Source organism: Moorena sp. SIO2C4 (assembly GCF_010672485.1).
Lineage (GTDB): Bacteria > Cyanobacteriota > Cyanobacteriia > Cyanobacteriales > Coleofasciculaceae > Moorena > Moorena producens.
Map to the genome: position 1 here is coordinate 1 of NZ_JAAHGN010000005.1, position 19,093 is coordinate 19,093.

At 42.2% G+C, this 19,093-nt stretch carries 17 protein-coding genes; 7 read left to right on the plus strand and 10 right to left on the minus strand.

What is annotated here, in order from left to right; translation table 11 throughout:
• A partial coding sequence (locus F6K20_RS00865) for a GumC family protein (protein ID WP_287293381.1) occupies positions 1–2,161 on the minus strand: 2,161 nt, incomplete at its 3' end.
• Between the two features lie 852 nt (positions 2,162–3,013).
• Here F6K20_RS00865 and F6K20_RS00870 point away from each other — a divergent pair.
• Positions 3,014–3,238: a hypothetical protein gene (locus tag F6K20_RS00870; RefSeq protein WP_154659878.1), complete on the plus strand. Its 225-nt coding sequence runs from the start codon at positions 3,014–3,016 to the stop codon at positions 3,236–3,238.
• A gap of 84 nt (positions 3,239–3,322) precedes the next feature.
• On the opposite strand, the gene F6K20_RS00875 is transcribed toward F6K20_RS00870, so the two are convergent.
• From F6K20_RS00875 to F6K20_RS00890, 4 genes are all read right to left on the minus strand, one after another.
• Positions 3,323–4,546 (minus strand): glycosyltransferase family 2 protein, encoded by a 1,224-nt coding sequence (locus tag F6K20_RS00875; protein ID WP_009148951.1) that lies wholly within the window; start codon positions 4,544–4,546, stop codon positions 3,323–3,325.
• Positions 4,547–4,976: 430 nt separating this feature from the next.
• Entirely contained in the window at positions 4,977–6,020 is a 1,044-nt protein-coding gene (locus F6K20_RS00880; protein ID WP_009148962.1) for a glycosyltransferase family 2 protein, read from the minus strand.
• Between the two features lie 173 nt (positions 6,021–6,193).
• Positions 6,194–6,877, minus strand: a complete 684-nt coding sequence (locus F6K20_RS00885) for a hypothetical protein (protein ID WP_287293384.1) — start codon at positions 6,875–6,877, stop codon at positions 6,194–6,196.
• Positions 6,878–6,949: 72 nt separating this feature from the next.
• Positions 6,950–7,921 (minus strand): hypothetical protein, encoded by a 972-nt coding sequence (locus F6K20_RS00890; RefSeq protein ID WP_287293387.1) that lies wholly within the window; start codon positions 7,919–7,921, stop codon positions 6,950–6,952.
• Between the two features lie 442 nt (positions 7,922–8,363).
• Here F6K20_RS00890 and F6K20_RS00895 point away from each other — a divergent pair, with 442 nt between their 5' ends.
• Positions 8,364–10,031: an alkaline phosphatase family protein gene (locus F6K20_RS00895; RefSeq protein WP_044494346.1), complete on the plus strand. Its 1,668-nt coding sequence runs from the start codon at positions 8,364–8,366 to the stop codon at positions 10,029–10,031.
• Positions 10,032–10,186: 155 nt separating this feature from the next.
• Here F6K20_RS00895 and F6K20_RS00900 read toward each other — a convergent pair whose 3' ends face one another.
• From F6K20_RS00900 to rffA, 3 genes are all read right to left on the minus strand, one after another.
• Positions 10,187–11,329, minus strand: coding sequence for a glycosyltransferase family 4 protein (locus tag F6K20_RS00900; RefSeq protein ID WP_229414650.1), 1,143 nt, complete (start codon positions 11,327–11,329; stop codon positions 10,187–10,189).
• Positions 11,330–11,529: 200 nt separating this feature from the next.
• On the minus strand, positions 11,530–12,546 hold the full coding sequence (locus tag F6K20_RS00905; protein WP_009148971.1) for a lipid II:glycine glycyltransferase FemX: 1,017 nt from the start codon (positions 12,544–12,546) through the stop codon (positions 11,530–11,532).
• Between the two features lie 474 nt (positions 12,547–13,020).
• Complete coding sequence (gene rffA / locus F6K20_RS00910; protein WP_287293395.1) at positions 13,021–14,097, minus strand: dTDP-4-amino-4,6-dideoxygalactose transaminase; 1,077 nt, start codon at positions 14,095–14,097, stop codon at positions 13,021–13,023.
• 46 nt (positions 14,098–14,143) lie between these two features.
• Between rffA and F6K20_RS00915 the strand changes: the two genes are divergently transcribed.
• Positions 14,144–15,394: a hypothetical protein gene (locus F6K20_RS00915; protein ID WP_287293389.1), complete on the plus strand. Its 1,251-nt coding sequence runs from the start codon at positions 14,144–14,146 to the stop codon at positions 15,392–15,394.
• Positions 15,395–15,626: 232 nt separating this feature from the next.
• The gene (locus F6K20_RS00920; RefSeq protein WP_131827461.1) at positions 15,627–15,899 is read left to right on the plus strand and encodes a hypothetical protein; all 273 of its coding nucleotides are present in this window, start codon (positions 15,627–15,629) and stop codon (positions 15,897–15,899) included.
• Positions 15,900–15,907: 8 nt separating this feature from the next.
• Here F6K20_RS00920 and F6K20_RS00925 read toward each other — a convergent pair whose 3' ends face one another.
• A complete protein-coding gene (locus F6K20_RS00925) occupies positions 15,908–16,042 on the minus strand; it encodes a hypothetical protein (RefSeq protein ID WP_287265073.1) in 135 nt (44 codons plus the stop codon).
• Between the two features lie 63 nt (positions 16,043–16,105).
• Here F6K20_RS00925 and F6K20_RS00930 point away from each other — a divergent pair, with 63 nt between their 5' ends.
• The 3 genes from F6K20_RS00930 to F6K20_RS40435 all read left to right on the plus strand — a co-directional run bounded on the left by F6K20_RS00930 (position 16,106) and on the right by F6K20_RS40435 (position 18,296).
• Positions 16,106–16,600 carry a hypothetical protein gene (locus tag F6K20_RS00930; protein ID WP_287265075.1) on the plus strand — a complete coding sequence of 165 codons (495 nt, stop codon included), beginning with the start codon at positions 16,106–16,108 and terminating at the stop codon, positions 16,598–16,600.
• 28 nt (positions 16,601–16,628) lie between these two features.
• Positions 16,629–17,915: a formylglycine-generating enzyme family protein gene (locus tag F6K20_RS00935; protein WP_287293391.1), complete on the plus strand. Its 1,287-nt coding sequence runs from the start codon at positions 16,629–16,631 to the stop codon at positions 17,913–17,915.
• Positions 17,916–18,011: 96 nt separating this feature from the next.
• Positions 18,012–18,296: a hypothetical protein gene (locus F6K20_RS40435; RefSeq protein ID WP_502708030.1), complete on the plus strand. Its 285-nt coding sequence runs from the start codon at positions 18,012–18,014 to the stop codon at positions 18,294–18,296.
• 73 nt (positions 18,297–18,369) lie between these two features.
• Here the strand turns inward: F6K20_RS40435 and F6K20_RS00940 are convergent.
• A partial coding sequence (locus F6K20_RS00940; protein ID WP_287293393.1) for an Rpn family recombination-promoting nuclease/putative transposase occupies positions 18,370–19,093 on the minus strand: 724 nt, incomplete at its 5' end.

Here is a 19,093-nt window from a genome sequence, read left to right on the forward strand (position 1 = left end):
CACGATTAACTACTACGCCCAGACAGGTTAAGCCAAACCTGTCTATTTGATCGAGGACTTGCTTGAATTGAGATTTCTTAGTTCCTCTGAATCCGACCACCATCAAGATTCCATCTGTATGGGCAGCTAGGAAATTGGCGTCTGTATAGTTCAGTAGATTAGGAGTGTCATAGATAACCAAGTCAAATTTTTCCTGAAAATGCCCCATAATCTTTTCCATGCGAGGAGAGGCCAGATCTGGAGCAGATTCTACTAAGGCTTGCCCAGAAGTCAACACAAAAAGATTATCTGAGAAAGGCGATCGCTCCATCACAACCTCTAGGTCGTTTGATAGCAAGTCGCTCAGTCCTGGCAAGTTCTGTAAATTCAAATTGGTGTGAAGTTGAGGTGAATGGAGATTACCATCTACTAATAGAACTCGCTGACCTCTGGAGGCTGCCATGTGAGCTAGGTTTAAGGCGACACTAGACTTACCATCCCCAGCCATAGCCGAGCAAATGGCGATGGAGCGAAGGGGTGGATTACAGAAGCGGAAATGCATGTTAGTGTAGAGAGATTCGAATGCTTTTTTAAATCGATTATCCTCAGAAATTCTGTCCTCATCGTTGTCAAAATCTACACTAAAATTATTGAATGGTTCAGGATTTTTACTAAATGGTATTTCTCCTAAAACAGGTAAATTATGGCCTTCTTCAATATCCTTGATTTCATAGAAGATATTCCGATACTTATCATAAAGGATAACTGTCCCCATCCCTAAAGCTAAACCGCCCATAACTCCCATCAAGATCAACTTATTCTGACTAGATTTTCCGATCGGTGCACCGGTCGGATCGCGGTAAAGCTGAGGTTGAGAAACTATCTCCCAAGGCACTTCCCGTTGAGCTTTCTCCACCTGCAAGGTCTCTTTCTGAGTTTCTAGTTGGTTGAGAGTTTGAGTAGCAATTTGTAACTGCCGCTGTAGATCATTATACTTACGGACAAAAATCGGGAATTCTTGGACTTCGCGATCAACAGTGTTTTTGGTTTGTATCAGAGCCTGATTACGAACCTGTAGTACCTCAATTTGGTTGGTGGTATCAACCAATTGTTGAATCAGTTGTAAACGAATTGGATTTTGAAGGGTTCGCACTCGGGGGTTAATCGGTTGACCTCCTAAGTTCTGACCCAGAATCCGTTGTACTTCCCGATTGAGAAGAGTTTCTAGGTTTTGCCGTTGCTCTAGTAGGGTTTGAATATTAGGGCTCTCTGGCTGAAAGCGGGCGGATTCTATCGCAATTCTACTTTCTATTTCTTTAAGATCCGCCAGTAACTTCTGATAGTTAGGATCTTCACTCAAGGCAGAAGAAGCTAAAGCTTCATTTGGCGATAGTTTTAATTGTCTTTGTAAGCTGTTTTTTAATTTAATTAGCTCTTGTAGCTGCCTGGTTGTATCTCTTTTTTGGTCGCCAATTTTACTAACTTTGTTTGATAATTGTCCCCCATCAAATTGAGGTTCAATTAGCTGATACTGCTGTTGCAGGTTTTGCAAATTTCCTTGGATAATATTAACTCTATCCTGTAATTTAGGAAGTTGCTCATTAATAAATTTAACCCCTTGGCCAATGCGAGTTTTTCGGTCTTCTAAACTATACTTTTCATATTCTTCAGCTGTTGTCTTTAAGACCAACTCTACTAGTTTGGGATCTGTCCCACTATAAGTAACTGATAGGATTTTAGTATTTTCACCTTGACTTTCTTCTTCGAGACGTTCAACTGTTAAATAATACTGAAGTAGCCCAAGCTTAAACTCTGGATACTGGAATTTAATTTTATTGACGATTTTAGATAAGACTTCAGGACTGGTTAGGATTTTAATCTGAGTTGCATAGTCCAGTTCAAAATTTCTCTCACCAGGTATTCTTCCCTGACCCCGAGTAAGTGTCATTGGTTCAGTGGATATTGCTGCAGCAGATGTGACTGGTTCGACTAACAGCTGAAAATTACCTGAATATATAGAGGGAGATTTGCTACTCAAAAAGGTAGCAGCAACAGTCACTAAACCTGCAATCCCTGCAACCACCATGGCTTGGCGTCGGGCAATCCTCAAAAGCGGACCTAGATTTAATCCTTTTTGAGGAGTATTTAACTCATCTTGCTCGTTTAATGTTAGTTGTTGCAATTGTCTGCCCCTTTTACTAGTTGATAAGGTTTCAGCCCCCTGTTGTATATCCAAGAGGATGCTAATTTTTGCAGGGAGACACTAATAATTACCAACTCTCAGGGCAATAATCCGGATTGTCCAGGTTTATAACCCTTTTCACATCGATGCTATAGTTGATCGATGTAGAAGCAAAACTTATCAATATTCCGGAGTGCTATCAACTCCTTTGGCTTGGGTTATTTATAGTATTTTTTTCACAATACTTTTGTCATGTCAAACTTGATTTATCTTAATAAATGTAAATCAATTTTATACCAATTCTGGAAATTACGGCTACAGATAAATTTAATCTTACCATCTCCTAATCTGGATATGTAGTCCTACTTTAACTACTTGGTCTTATCCGCCGCCGGTTTAATTATCTTTGATAATACACTTCTTTGATAATACACTTATGATGCTACCATCTTTGATAGGATTTGTGGGCAAACTCTAAAATAGTTAGATCCAAAATCGGTAAGCCCAAGGATAATTCCGTGGGCTAAATTATGGCATTAAAAATTTAATTAACCCTGATTATGAAACAATTAATTAGCAATCCTATAGCTATAACAATTCTATACCTAGGACCAGAGAATGATCTCTCCTAGTAGAATCAGTTGATGGCTGCATCTCAATGCATGCAAAAACACTCTTCGGCAATAGAAGGCTAATATCATGTTATGACAATTACCCTTAATAAAAATCTCCCCCATCTCCCTATATTCCCCTCCTGGTCGGGGTTAGGGGTGGGTTCCTATCTCCTCACTTGGGTAGGTTTTTTACATTTGGGCGAGTACGTACTGGCATTGGGAATAAATTTCTCAAAATATGTCGGAAAATCTCCCAGAATTTCCACCGATTACCGACCCATCTCCCGCTCTTCCCCTCCTGGTCGGGGTTAGGGGTGGGTTCCGATTAGCCATTCCCCATTCCCCATTCCCCATTCCCCATTCCCCATTCCCCATTCCCCATTCCCCATTCCCCATTCCCCATTCCCCATTCCCCATTCCCCATTCCCTATTACCTATTACCTATTACCTATCTCCAAAGTAAAAAACCTACCCTTGTCAGCCCCACACTTCCCACCCTCCCCACACTTCCCTTCTTTTTTACAAATATGAGATGCACCCCAGTTGATTAGGATGATGGGGTATCGACTGCATCCCGTTCTGTGCGAATCCACTTGGTCTGAGGTTCCACCAGAAAAGCCAGATAGAGGGGAATTTTCCACAGAATGTAAATCGGGACAGCTAAGAGCATCAGGAGCGGAAAGTCTGCTCGGCAAAACTTAGCCCAACCTTCAACAATCGCAATTAACAGCAGCACCCCTTCTATGAGTAACACAATAGTACTTATCCATGATGCTCCCAATGCTCCCCCGAGTAAAGCTCCCCCTGTAGCAGCCACCCAAATTAGAACCAATAGGGACAATGGTGGCACACATAAGTCTAATGCGATCGCTAATAGGTCTATTCGTCTTTGACGAATAGACTCTTTGAGCAACTCAGGAACTTGGTTTAGCAAAGTCTCGATATGACCATGCTCCCAGCGTGACCTTTGACTCTTTGCTGAACCCTGTTTCATCAGACGACCTGTGACTCCTGCTTCCTGGCAATATATTGGGGAATGTCCGATGATCGCTAAATCCAAAGCCAACTGCATATCATCAACTGTTTTACTGCCAGCCAAAGAGATTTTGCGAATCACTGACCAGGGGAAAGCCATTCCTGAACCTGTTAACAAACAAGGCAAGCCCAGTCGATGTAACCCACTCGGACGGACTGTATTTTTGAATTTAACCGCCAGGGTAGAGATCAAATCCTTTAGTACCGGGTTGTCTGGTTGTGTCATTAAGTAAGTTGACTGAACCGGTCGTTGTGTAGCGATCGCAAGGCGGGAAATCCGTGAAATCGTTCCTTGAGCAACAATACAGTCTGCATCAACCACCACCACGACATCCGGTGGATTAGGCTCAATAAACCCCATACCGAAGTCTAAGGCATATCCCTTACCTCTGCGCTCATGATCTTGTCGTTCAATTACAATAGCGCCAGATTTCCGAGCCACTGCTGCAGTGTCATCAGTGCAATTATCAGCAATGACTATTAGTCGGTCTTGCTCCGTAAGCTGAGGTAGTAATGTTTCCAGGGTGGCACTGATATCAGAGGCTTCATTGTGAGCTGGAACTAAAACAGCCACCGTTGGTCGGGGTTTGCTAGCATCCGACCATGGCTCAGAGCCATTAGGCAAAATTGCTGCACTACATTCAATAAAAAGAACTGTAATTGGAACGATAAGGGCAAATGCTATTACCAAGAATGGAATATCAATCAATGAGATGAATGGCTGATTAGCTAACACAATTCAACATCCTTAAAGCTTAAAATAAGTTATTTTTTTAGGGAACAGGGAACAGGGAATAGTGATTAGGGAACAGGGAACAGGGAATAGTGATTAGGGAATAGTGATTAGGGAATAGTGATTAGGGAATAGTGATTAGGGAACAGATCAGAGGTTTTAGTCAACAAAAAAAACTTTATTTATCTTTTTTGATAAGTATTAACAAAAAAATATATATTATATAGAGCCAATAAATAATCGTTAAAGTCTAAAACAAACCTAGAGATAAATGATACATATCCAGATATTATCTAATAAAATTTAAATAAAAAACAATAAAATCAGATTTATTTGATAATGTTTAAGGTTACCTATTACCTGTTTACTATTACCTGTTTACTATTACCTTTTGCTATCAATCCTTTGTTTACAACTCAAATACAAACGCTATCTAACTGTTAGTATTAAGTACAGTTTTGTACTCAACCAAGTTACTACGCTGTCCGAGCAATCGATTTAGGTGAAATTGAATCTGACCTTGGACCTGAGGAAACTTGCCGATCATGCAAGACAGACTATAAAGTAAAGCATCTGTTGAGCTCAAACCTGTCTGGGACTTATGACGATAGATCCGGTAAGTCATCAGAGGATAACCCAACAACAGCAATAAGCTCAAGCCATGGGTGAGCCATGCGATCGCAAATACTAATATAGGTAAGAGTAATCCCCAGAACCAAATGCTCCGGCTTTCTTTGACCCAATGGCGTTCTGGAGTGTGACCGTGTAACCAGGCTCCCTCAGCGTAACCATGACCTGCTCTCAAGAACCGCTTCCAGCACTGACTAAAACGTGTCATTTGGGCATCATGCAAAGTCATTTCAGCATCTAGGCGAAAAATCTTCCAACCCTTCTGGCGCAGCCGCAAGCACAATTCCGGTTCTTCACCAGCAATTAGAGTAGGATTAAACCCTCCGACTTGTTCAAAAGCTTCTGTGCGCATCATTGCATCACCACCACAAGCGGAAGCTTCACCCACTGGTGTATCCCACTCCATGTCACACAATCGGTTATATATAGATGTTTCAGGGAAGCGCTCTCGTCGGCGACCACAGACTACAGCGACATTAGGGTTGGCTTCCAGTTCCTTTTGAGCATAGTTGAGCCATCCCCCTACTACCTCACAATCCCCATCCACGAATTGGACAAACTTAAGATTTGGCTCTAAATGTTTGAGATAGATATATCCCGCATTTCTAGCACGAGCTGCAGTAAAGGGTTTAGATAGGTCGAGTCCAATCACCTCTACCCCTAAAGAATGAGCGATTTCCACACTGTCATCTGTGGAGCCAGAATCGACATAAACCACACGAGCCACGTTTTTAATCACAGACAGTAAACACTGGCGTAGGCGTTCACCTTCATTGCGTCCAATCACAACTAATCCAATTTGCTTCAAACCTTGGGCTTTGTATTCTACAGCTGAGAGAGTGTTCATCGTTTAACTGCCTTGAAAATTTAGCTCTTTTCTTGCACTAGGCAAGGAATTGAAACGCAGAGGTAGCACTGAAACGCTGTTTCCCTAACGCTATCGTTGTTGGTGAAAAATTTTAGCCAGATTAAACTGTAACAGATTCACCCTTGTATAGCTTTCTAGGGAAGTTTACAGGATCAGGAATTTTGATCGATAAAGTCTATTAAGGCATCATACTTGGGTGAACTCTTTTGGTATACATGTTCTAAAGCCCCCCAGCTCCCCCATTTACTGGGCTTCTTGATATCAGAAAAGTGCATAAATAAGCCACCGCCCTGATTCTTCCATTCATTCAGGAGTTGTGTATAAATTTTATACATTTTTGGATGTCTATTAAGCTCAATGAAAAACTCAGTTAGTTTTTGATTATCGGACTTGACAAGATGTTGACCACCTTCGTAAACCACTAACTGTAGTTTTCTCTTATCTGCTACTTTGTGATGATAGTTAAAAATTTGATCAATATCACTTAAACTCTCATAGTCTTCTTCTTTGGGAAGTAACCCCCCGGATTTGATCTGCTTAAACGCTTTTGACACTCCCCCATCGGGTTCATTCAACCAAGATTCTATGGTGCTTTCGTTTTCTTCCGCGTTTAAGCTGCCATTAAAATATCCCGCGATCGCAAAAGCATCAATACTATGTTGATAACAAGGGGCATTACCCTCTGCTACCCACAGAGGACAATCCAAAGCAGCATTTTCCAAACCAAGCCATACGGTATGGGTAGCCATAACAGACACCACTTGATTGCTGTCACTACCAAATACATTTTTCCAAATATCAGACATTTGAGCAGTACGCATTCCATACCATTGCATGTATGCATCTCCTTTATCCTTGCCCCACCTAGCTTGACCTTGAGCTAACGCATAGTTAGCTTGTTGGAATTGTCAATTCCACACTTCATTAGACAGTTCCACATAAACCCTTAGATTTGGATCTAAGGTATCTTTAACTATTTGGGCAAAATTAGTGATATAGTCATCTGTAGCTTGATGGGGCATATTAAACCATGGATCAGCACCAATTCGATTGGCCAGTTTAACCATGATTTCTACAGGTACACCTTTACCGTAAGCGTAGGAGGCATCATCTACTTTTGGTATATTTGCCCATTCCCTTTGCTTAGAATGATTGGTTTCCATCCAGTCCATAAAACGGATGGCTTTAAATTTTTTAATTTTATTGATGAATTCCGGATTAAAAAGTTCAGACTCGTAAGTATCTTCATACTTAGCTTGAACAACACGAATGTTGCGAATATAATTACCCGTGTTATTAGGATCCGTAGCGGTAATTATTAAATAGATACTAGCCCCGGATGGCGTTACATTAATTACATCTCTTCCTGGCCTTGACGCTACCTCATCTTTGGTGGCATCAAACTTATATTCTATAGTGCCTTCTCCATCGTATAAAACCACATACTTTCCAGCTGGATAATTTTTCATCCCTGTAAAAAGTAGTGTAGCCACACGAGTATATTCAGGAGGAGCTTCTGGAGCAGGTAAAGACTTAACCCAGCCCTGTTCGTCTAAATCCAGTTTATCGTATTCCTCAGTATCCCACGAACCACTACAGCCTGTTTCTCCAGAGACACATTGAGTAATCCATGGTCTCGACGATTTGAAGGCATCTAAGAAAGGAAGTTCAGTTGACCAATCAGCAATTCCATTCAGGTTAGTTCCTAATTTAGGAGTTGTAAACGGAGAGTTTTGAACCGTTGATTTACTTAAAATAATATTAAGTTTTTGATAAAATTGTTCAGGATATGTTGGATGAAGCGCAATGAATAAAGTTAGACAAAAACTCAAAAAAAATAATGTAATTATTTGGAATTTATTAAAAACTATACTGTACACTAATTTTAACTATCAGGGCTAGCAAAACTGACTTGATAATTGGAAGTTATTGGTAAGCTGACTTCACTCAAGTAGCGTTCGTGGCACAGGCTTATAGCCTGTGACGCACGCCCATTAGCTTACTGCTTACATGGCTGGTAATTATCACCACTAATATATACTTAATAAAAAACAGCTATCCGGATTTTTGCTCTAGAGATTTTTATCAAAAGCTTACGCTATATATTAATTTAAGTTAATCTTGTTATAAAGTTATAATAACGAGAAGGATTTTTAGAAATCCATAGGTAAAGATCAAAGCAGGGGTATAACGGTAAACTTAGCTGTTGTATAACATAGACCAAATCGAGTTTAATGTCACTCTAAGACTTGCCAAGATTCACAAATGCCCCTGGTTAAGTTGCAGGTTGCATCTCCAGTATTAACATTTACTTTTAGAGAAATGAACAAGCCTGTTATTGTCATTGGACTAGATGCAGCTCAGCCCTCTGTCCTTGAGAAATGGATGTCTCAGGGACATCTCCAGACTATGCGTCGTTTGCGCGACCAGGGAACCTATGGACGCCTGAAAAATTTTGAAGCGTTTAGTGCAGAAACGCCTTGGACAACATTTTTGACTGGCTGCTCGCCTCACACAACTGGGTACTGGTCTCCCTTGGGATTCCGAGAAGGCAGCTATGAGTGCTACACCAAGGCCGCCTATGACTATAGTGAGTATCCTCCATTTTATGCCCTGGGTGAAGATTATCGAGTGGCAGTCTTTGACATGCCTCAAACTCGGCTCTGTGAGGAGGTAAATGGTCCCCAGGTTTTAGCTTGGGGAGCCCATTCTCCTCAAGTAGCTAGTGGCTCTTTACCGGCTTCACTGTTCCAAGAACTGGTTGACAAACATGGAGAACATCCAGGACTCCATAAGGACTATGCTGTGTGTGTTGATTTAAAGGGAACACTTCGACTTCGGAAACTTCTGGAGACAGGGATCTCCCGTCGCGCTACTATTTGTCAAGATCTCTTGGAACGAGAGTCTTGGGACTTGTTTTTAACAGTGTTTGGCGAAGCCCATGCACTGGGTCACAATTTCTGGCAGTTGAGTCAACCGGAACATCCTCTCTATGAGCATTTTAGTTCCCGTGTTTCAGGTGATCCCATGCTCGAAGGCTTTCAAGCCATTGATCGGGCAATCGGCAAGATTTTAGCCAAAGCACCAAAGGATGCTCATGTCGTCATTTTCTCCGCTCATGGCATGGGTCCTAACACCATGGATGCCCCCAGCACCACCTTCCTGCCTGAGTTTTTATATCGCCTTAGTTTCCCTGGGAAATTTGCCCTGGCTAATGGTACTGAGTTGGGAACACCCCCTGAACCGATAATTACCAAAATGAAATGGAACTATTGGGAGCGACATCTGTGGGGTACCAAGTATGATCCTAATCCCATTAAAAGGTTTTTGAGACGAGAAACTCCCACCAAGCTTTTCAAACTAATCGAGCCATGGTTAGATTCTTCTCAAGAACCCGATCTGATCTCCCCATTCAGGCTAGCGAAGGAAACCGATGTAGTACCTTTCCAACCAGCCGCTTGGTATGCACCGGTCTGGCACAAGATGAAAGCGTTTGCCCTACCAAGCTTTTCAGAAGGGTATATCCGTATCAATCTTCAGGGACGAGAACCCCAAGGATTGGTACCGGAATCGGAGTATGATGCTTTCTGTGATGAACTGATCCAAAAGCTTTACGCTCTTAAAGATGCCCGAAAAGGTGTACCCATGGTCAAGGAGATCATCAGGACACGGAAGTCGCCCACTGAGCGAAATTGTAAGCTGTCTGATGCCGACTTGGTACTTGTCTGGCAAGATGAGTATGCCACAGATGTGGTGGAAAGTCCTGATGTTGGACGTATTGGTCCTGTACCCCATTATCGTGCTGGCAGCCATCGCCCTGAGGGATTTATCATCGCCGCAGGTCCAGATATTGCGTCCGGTGTTGATTTCGGAGGCGGTCATGCTCTTGATCTTCCCCCCACAATTTTGGAATTGATGGGTGCACCAATTCCTGAATACTTTGAAGGTAAGCCACTACCATTGCTAGCAAAAGAGCTTGTCAACGGTTAATATGCTTACCGGCTTAGAGTGTGGTCAGAAACATTGCCCTCATAGTTAAGTCTTTGTAAATTAGAAATGAGGGATAAGGTAAAGAGGGGATGAGGATATTTTTACTCCTCTTTCCCCTCTTCATTTTATTCCAAATCTCACAAATCCGACAGGAATCAATTGAACATGCTTATCATCACACGATGTATACGTTCTGCCCATTTATCCCAATTTAGAGACTGATCGTATTCTTCTCTAGAAGACTTTACTAACTGTTCATAGACTGCCCGATCACCAAAGTTATTTGCTATCACACTAGCATACTGATCACTTGAGGCAGATAACGGTAACATATAACCATTTTTGCCATTTTTAATAATTGTCGGAATTCCTCCGACATCAGTTGTGATTACAGGGAGACCAAATGCATTAGCCTCACAAATCACAATTGGTGAACAATCAGCACGGGTGGGAAACATCAAAAAATGGGATTGCAAAAATAATTGATTAAGTTCCTCTCGTTGCTTAGGATTATTTTTATTCAAAAAAGGAATGACGTTGAGCCGCTCATGCTTAATGTCATCCGGTGGCACACAACCAAGCATAACTAGCTCAGCGTCAATTCCCATGTTGAGCAGAGATATCAGAGTTTCAAAGGCAATATTTCCACCTTTTCTCTGCCAATCTTTACCAATAAACAATAAACGGCAACGGGAAGCATTACACTTGGAAAATAGTTGATATACTGAGGGGATATCATCTAAATTTGCTCCAAAGGGAATTACTTCAACTTTCTCTGGATCTGCCTGATAGTCGCTAATGGCAGATTTGGCAGCCCAGTCTGAAGAATAAACTAGTTTATGAGATTTTGATAATACAGTAAATTCCTGTTTTTCTCCTAGTTCAAATTCTTCTATATTTCGGTAAATTTTATAGTATTCATTGTTGATTAGCTTCGGAGTGGCATCGGATAAAAAAATAATAGGAATACTAGTGTCAATTAAACTTAATTCTCCTGATGCAACGGGGCAAAATAGTAAATCACATGGGGTTTCTTTGAACTGTCTTTGAACTGTCAGTATGAATCGATTGAGCTGTTCATTGTGATCAGAAGACTTGAAACCTAAAAATGAATGGATTAATTGGATAGGCTTGACTAGCTTATGCCAATAGGATACTTTTTTGGGATTGCCGAGATTAATCAACTGAAGGTCTCTTGATGCCAGAGACCTATGCATATAATAAAGGGTGCCAGAAAAAGTATTTTTATCTAAATAATTCTGAGAAGAGAAAAAACCAACTCTCAAGGGCTGCATCATCGGTTTTACGAAGGTTGAATCTTGCCATCAAAATGTACCGCTTCAATTATAGCTCCCTATTAGTAAAGTATTTGATGTTAAACCAGCAGTATTATTAAATTGATTGATAATTTATTGCTCCCCAGTAGTTTACTTTTTAATGTAATCATTTTTAGGGATTTTTTAAAAAAACTAAGCAAAATTGCTTAGTTAGCTCTAGGTTAACACGGCATTAGGATTTTCTTTAAAGGTTTCAGGGGTTTCACCATACGCCTCAACTTATTATCAACATAGATCATATAACAGTCAAGAGGCTCGGCTCCAAAACTTTTCTTAAATGCTATAACTCCTGGCAATCCACCACTAGGATTAAAATCAAACCAAGAATATCCTTGTTCACAAGAATCTTTAACAATTTCATACATAACTAAGTTAACTGGTCTTAGATTCAAGTATTTTTCTAAGGATGAGCCATGCCAATACACCACATGTTTCTTGGCGTAGAAGCATAGTGCTCCGCTGATAATTTGGTCTTGATAGTGGGCTAGCCAAAGCTTAACGTTAGGTGACTTAAGTTGAAAAATTGTTTTAAAAAGTTCCCAATTATAGCTACCAAGACTATTATCTCCCCATCGTCGTAATGAATCTTGATAAACTTGATAATATTCCCACCATTGGTCTAGGGTAGATGCTGTAGTTACTGAAACTCCTTCCTTGATAGCTTTTCGGACTTTTCGAGCCATAGAACTACCGCCCTTTTTCCAAGTTTTGGAAATTGTTTCAAAACCCACGTCTAAGTTAATGGCGTGAGTGGTATCCTCCTCTTGTTCACTGACACAACTTAGGGCTACAGCTTTACTAGCTAGTTCATTGTAAGGATTTACTCGCCAACTTAATTTACCCCAAAAATTTTTATCGAGAAATTTAACTAGTAAAATGGCATGGTCAATGGTAAGTTCGTCTGCGGAAATCCATCCTCCAAAGGTTCCGTCTGGTGAGGATGAGTATTTCTTGATAAATTTCTGATTTCCAAGTTTATAGGAAAGGGCAATCAAAGCTCTTTTTTGATCTGAGAATAGGATAATTAGAGGGTTTGGACGAAATTCTCCTTGAGTATAGGTATTCCAGATTTCAGCCCATTCTCTTGAATGAAAATAAGTTGAATAATTGCATTGTTGCCAAATTTTGTCCCATTCTTCAGAATTAGCGAGATAGGTTTTGGTAATTGATAGGCTCATTGACTACTCCTATAATTAATTTTTGTGACCCTAAGTATTAGAAATGCCCTAGTGAATTGCTTGATTAATCTTGACCAAAGAGAATACAAAGTAAGCGTTCGCGTAGCGTGACCTACGGTCAATCGCTTACCTGGAAACATCAACAAAGCGATGCAGCTTCGGAACAGGGGAGGCAGCGCGGTCTTGGGGGTCTCCCCCACTCGCTATTGCCGTGGTTTCCCCCACTCGCTATTGCATCAAGAAGGGAAAAATGCGATTGACCGTTCGCGCAGCGTCGGGCTTTGCCCGAAAGGTCACGCTACGCGAACGCTTGAGTATTGGATTTATCGATTTAGATAGCTGGGCTGATTTTCACCTATCTATTTATTTCACGACTTACGCAGTAACTCTACTTGTAGGGTCTCACCCTACTATTTCTAGTGTTTGTTACCCAATTTTGCGTAAGTCCTGTATGTCTTAAAGTTCTGGTAAAGTTCAGAAAAATTTCTTAATTGATGCCACAACCCTTGCTTGGTCAGCCTCAGTCATATCGTTGTAAAAGGGCAGACGAAGTAAGCGATCGCTTACATCCTCAGTCACCAAGCAGTCTCCTTCTTTGCCCCCAAACTCTCGTCCCATATCAGACAAGTGCAATGGCAGATAGTGAAAAACGCTGTAGATGCCTTGAGCTTTTAAGTGAGCAATCAAGGCTTGGCGCTTCTCTAGGGACGGTAAGAGTACGTAGAACATATGGTATGCCTGGTCACAGTACTCTGGCACAATTGGCAAGCGGATACCGTACTCCGGTGCCCAATCCTTGAGATTTTCGTAGTAGTACTCCCAAATTTGCTGTCGTTTGCTCTGAATCTGTTGGCGACTTTCTAGCTGAGCATACAAGAAAGCTGCGAGTATGCCTGAGGGGAGATAACTCGAACCAATGTCTACCCAGGTGTACTTATCAATTTGACCGCGATAGAAGCGAGTGCGATTAGTTCCTTTCTCCCGGATAATCTCAGCACGTTCGATATACTGCGGGTCGTTGATCAACAGTGCGCCACCTTCTCCACAGGTAAAGTTCTTAGTCTCGTGAAAACTCTGGGTAGCTAGACAACCAAATGTACCTAGATACTTGCCTTTATACTTAGCAAATAGTCCATGAGCATTGTCCTCAACAACTGGTATACCGTAGCGCCCAGCAATCTCCAAAATAGCATCCATCTCGCATGCTACACCGGCGTAATGTACAGGGACAATGGCTTTGGTGCGAGGGGTAATCAGTGATTCTAATTTCTCTTCATTTAAATTGAGGGTATCCGGGCGGATGTCGATAAAGACAGGTTGAGCACCTCGTAAGATGAAGGCATTAATGGTAGAGACAAAGGTGAAGGAGGGAACAATGACTTCATCCCCTGGTTGGATGTTTAATAGTAGTGCCGCCATTTCCAGAGCATGGGTGCAGGAAGTGGTTAGCAGAACCTTTGGAATTGACAATATTTGTTCGAGTAGAGCATGACATTGTTTGGTAATAGCACCATCACCGGAAAGATCCATGTTCTTGATGGTCTGTTGGATATACTCAAATTCCTAAACCCTGACTCTTAGCAAAGCCGCTCAGCAATTGCTGGCACAACAGCCCATCGGGGAAGACCGACAACGTCTCAATCGCTTGTTGTTAGAAGCCGCCTATCCAGACTATATCAGCCCTAGCCATATTCCCACTCTGGCGGAGGTAGAGCAGGGGTTAATAAAGGGCTTGAATCACTCTCTACAAGACCCCTTACTCTACCAAAAAACTTACCAACACCCTGATCAACCCCAATCCCAAACCCTTCCGGCAGGAACTGATCTGATTATCCAAAATCGGCAATTGCTAGAAGCAGCCTATCCCAATGAGATTGCCAAGAGTTATGCTCCTTACCGAGAGCGACTAAAAGGCTTGATTCACATCCTCCGTCAAGGAGCTGCTACCAAGCCAGGGATTATTGATTTGGTTGCTGCCAACTTGGGAATTTTAGAAGATTCTCCCGCCGCTCAAGCCGCCAAGAAAACCATTCAAATTCAAGAGTTCATGCCTCGGCTGACTCAGTTACATCCTCCTAATCAGCCAGAACATCGCTACTTGCTGACACTTCGGGAAGAATTTGAGGTCTATAACCCCAACCCGCAGCCAGAGGAAATCGAAATTTTCCTGGCAGTTCAGCCAAGTCTGCCTGTGGTATTATACAATTTGCGAATTGTTAACTGCGATACTGAAGAATCGGTTACTTACCAAGGAGAAGCGAGGGCATCCGATGTATTGTCCTTTCGAGAGAATACCGTTGACGTTAACGGTAAACCTTATGCAACAGAAGGAACGCCCCTACTACCAACCGACACCTCTCGCTGGCGGCTGGAAGCAGAGTTAGCTGAGGGGTATCCCCTGGCACAATTTGACCAACAGCGCTTTGATCAAGCCACCTTTGGCTTCAGTCAACCCGTCGCCTCTCTGGAAATGAGATTCTACAAACTCACCCCAGGGGTGTTTGAGGTAAAAATCCCTTGGGATATTCCCGGCTTTACTGATAAGTTTCACGAAGCAGGGGATCATCCTCGCCATCAAATTGCTGGAATTATTGACAACGTTAAAGCTGCTGGTGTTCTCGGGATGATTACCTATGAGAAGCGCTTTCAGGAAACTCACGAGATAGTAGCAGAGTTAACTGTTGAACGTTCTCCGTTTAGGGAAGAACATCTTGCCGAAGATACCTTGACTATTAGTAGCGTTCAGGTTCCCTATCCAGAGGGAGTAGTCCACGAAATGTCGGATAATCTGCTTACTTGTGGAGTATTTGACTATACTGGCTTTGATAGCGGGAATCGTTTTGCTTGAGAGGGAGTAGGGAGTAGGGAGTAGGGAATGTAGAATTAAGAATTAAGAATTAAGAATGTAGAATGTAGAATGTAGAATGTAGAATTAAGAATGTAGAATTAAGAATTAAGAATGTAGAATTAAGAATGGTTAATCTAACTTCTAACTTCTAACTTCTAACTTCTAACTTCTAACTTCCCGATTCCCAATTCTAAATCCTAAATTCCCGATTCGACATTGGTGGTGCGTTACGGTGCGGGCTGTAACAAAACTGGCTCTCGGTGTTGAAGATGAGGGCAAGCCCGCCCCTAACACACCCTACGCACTAACTTCCCGATTCCCGATTCCCGATTCCCGATTCCCGATTCCCGTTCCCCTCCTGGGAGGGGTTAGGGGTGGGTTCCGATTCCCAATTCCCAAGGGTGCATCTCCTAAAAGCTGTTTGACACGGTGGTGCGTTACGGGGCGGGCTATCCAAAGCCTGGCTACGAGGCGGAAAATGAGGCCCCCCCTGAAGCACCACTAGCAACTTTTTTACAAATATGAGATGCACCCATTCCCAATTCCCCATTCCCAATTCCCCATTCCCCATTCTTCATTCTTCCTTCTAAATTCCCCATTCCCCATTCCCCATTCCCCATTCCCCATTCCCCATTCCCCATTCCCCATTCCCCATTCTTCCTTCTAAATTCTAAATTCTAAATTCTAAATTCTAAATTCTAAATTCTTAATATGAAAATTGCCGAAAGCCTCGACATGAAAGGTAGGTTAACTATCCAAAAGTATAATTCTCAAGCTCAGCTGGTGGATGAAGTTAAAGCTGATAACTCGATTGTTTATACAGGGCGGGAATTAGTGGCTAAGTTATTTACTAATCAAAAAATTGATCCGATCCGCTACATCGCACTAGGTACTAGCAGCACCCCGGTTGCTCCAGCTCAGGATACCAAATTGGGAAATGAAGTGTTTCGGAAAGAACTTAAAACCTTTGACATCGGTAAAGATTTAATAGAGACTGGGGACGGTGAAAGTAAAAAGTGTAAAATTATGTTGTCTGTAGACCTAGATTTTGGGGAACCTGGCGATCAGGAAGTTGGGTTAACTGAAGCGGGTTTGTTTAATAGCGAAGACAAAGAAACCGCAATTATGTATAATCGAGTGATATTTCCAGTAATTACCAAGAGCAATAATTTTAAGTTAACGCTTGTGTGGGAAATTTTATTTTAGTGATAACTCTAATAAAACTTAGAAAACAATGACCAACGGTTTTGAACCAAAAGACAAAAATCCTGGAGATTTAATCCTTTCGGCAGATTGGAATGCCGCCATGGATGAAATTGACCGTTTGGGTAAGACTCTTCAAGACATAAAACAAAAAGCAACAAGCTTCCACGGACCTCTAACCATTGAAGAAGCCCTCAAAGTTAAGGGCAACCTAGGAATTGGGACAGAGACTCCCACCGCTAAACTGGAAGTGAAGGGAGACCTGAAACTACAATTAGGAGAAGCGGTTAATGAATTTTCCAGCGATATTACCTTGGCAGACAACTCGAATCAAGCTGTCCCCACAGAACTGGCAGTGAAAACCTATGTAGACAACCAAGTGCAAGGGTTACAAGAGTCGTTGACAACCAAAAAGTTGCAAGTCACTGAGAGTCTGAAACTGGGGAACGAGGTAGAAGTAGTGCAATTTAGTGAAACCATCAGCCCATCTAGAGACTCCTCCCTGGTAGTAGTCCCCACGGAGCAAGCCATCATCACCTACATCAAAAGCACCTTAATAGAGTTGCATATAATTAAAGACATCTTTGATTTAGGTGAAGGGGGTCTCTTAGAAATGCTACCCATCCCAGCAGGTAGCTTCTTGATGGGTTCGCCCGACAATGAGTCTGGTAGGGAGGTTGACGAAGGACCCCAGCATCAGGTAAATGTACCAGCGTTCTGGATGGGAAAATTTCCAGTAACTCAGCAGCAGTGGCAAGACGTTGCTGGTTACCAGCAAGTTGACACCAGCCTTAACTCCACGCCATCTCACTTTGAAGGCGATAATAAACTACCCGTTGAGCAGGTATCATGGCATGATTGTCGAGAATTTTGTGCGCGACTCAATGTAAAATTTAAGAGTCAACTCCAAAATCGAAAATTCCGTTTGCCCAGTGAGGCGGAATGGGAATATGCCTGTCGAGCAGCTACGACAACTAGATATTACTATGGCGACGATGAGTCACAACTGGGACAGTATGCTTGGTACTTTGGTAATTCTGATAGCCAAACTCATCCAGTAGGACAAAAAATCCCGAATAACTGGAAATTGTATGATATGATGGGTAATGTATGGGAATGGTGTGAAGATACCTGGCATGTCAACTATGATGATGCCCCAATAGACGGTAGTGCCTGGACTGATAATAATAATGATAATCGGCTGCTGCGCGGTGGCTCTTGGTCCTACGCTTCGAGGTCCTGCCGCTGTGCCAATCGCAACGACTCCTCGCCGGACCTCAGGTCCGACTACTTCGGTTTCCGGGTAGTTTGTTCCTAGGCGTGGACTCTTCTTTGTCCTTTCGCCCTTTTGCCCTCTACCCTTTTATTTATTTTATCTTACCCTTTTCCGCCTGCGGCGGATTTTTTTATGGAAATGAGTGATTTACCAATTATCCAAAGAACCTACGACCTGATCAAGTGGTATGTTCCCATTTTAAACCGGTTGCCAAGAGACCATAAGTTTATCCTAGGAGATAGAATCATTTCAGGACTCTATGATTTACTCGACAATCTAATAATAGCACGGTATGCCCAGGAAAAACTGACAATTTTAAAAAATCTTAAAGTAATGGGGAATCGGGAATCGGGAATCGGGAATCGGGAATCGGGAATCGGGAATCGATATCTTGTAGGGTGGGCAAATGGACATGATTGCTGAGGAAATTGCCAAACTCTGATTATTTGCCCACCTAGCCTAGGGAATGGTATTTTTCTATGGGATGCTTGTTGTATCAGGGATCCGTTGACTGCTGGAGCACCTTTGTAACTTGTTCAACCTCTAATTCTAAAGCTTGGGCAACTTGTTCTACGGTTAACCCCAAAGCTAACAACCGAGGTATAGACTTTAATTTGCCTTGAATTTCACCTTCAAGCCTACCTTCGGCTAAAGCCTCCTGATAAACTTTGGTTTGCCGTAAATCACTTAAGCTAAACATCCCTTCTATCTCCCTACGACTGAGTAGTGGTAACTTATACACCAGTATGGTCTCTATTAATTGTAGAAGTTCTCGCTTTTGTCTTTCATTGTCTATCTCCTCAGTGGTTCGTTGAATCAAGTCTTGAGCAAGTGCGATGGCAGAATCTTCCTCGGTTACAATTAGCTGTACTGTAGCTATACCCACCGATGGTGCAGGGGTCTCGGCTAATTCATCGAGATAAATCCGAGATACCCTTGGAGAATCGAGTAATTCAAGATATTGTTGAGTTGCTCCTTTATCCACATTGCGGCTCGGGTAAATCACCACACCACGCCAATCATTGCTGATTTCGTTTTTGTTTAAGTAAAGAAAAATTTCGCTAAAGAAGCGGGAGTAAAATTGAGAGTCTCTCTGAAATTGGACTTCTACAAAATAAATCGGTGATTGGGCTGTGGTATTTGTCGGCAGGAATACTCCATCAATTCTAAAAGCTAGTTGTTTAACTTCCACAGAGGCGAATTGATAAGCTTGTGCTTCA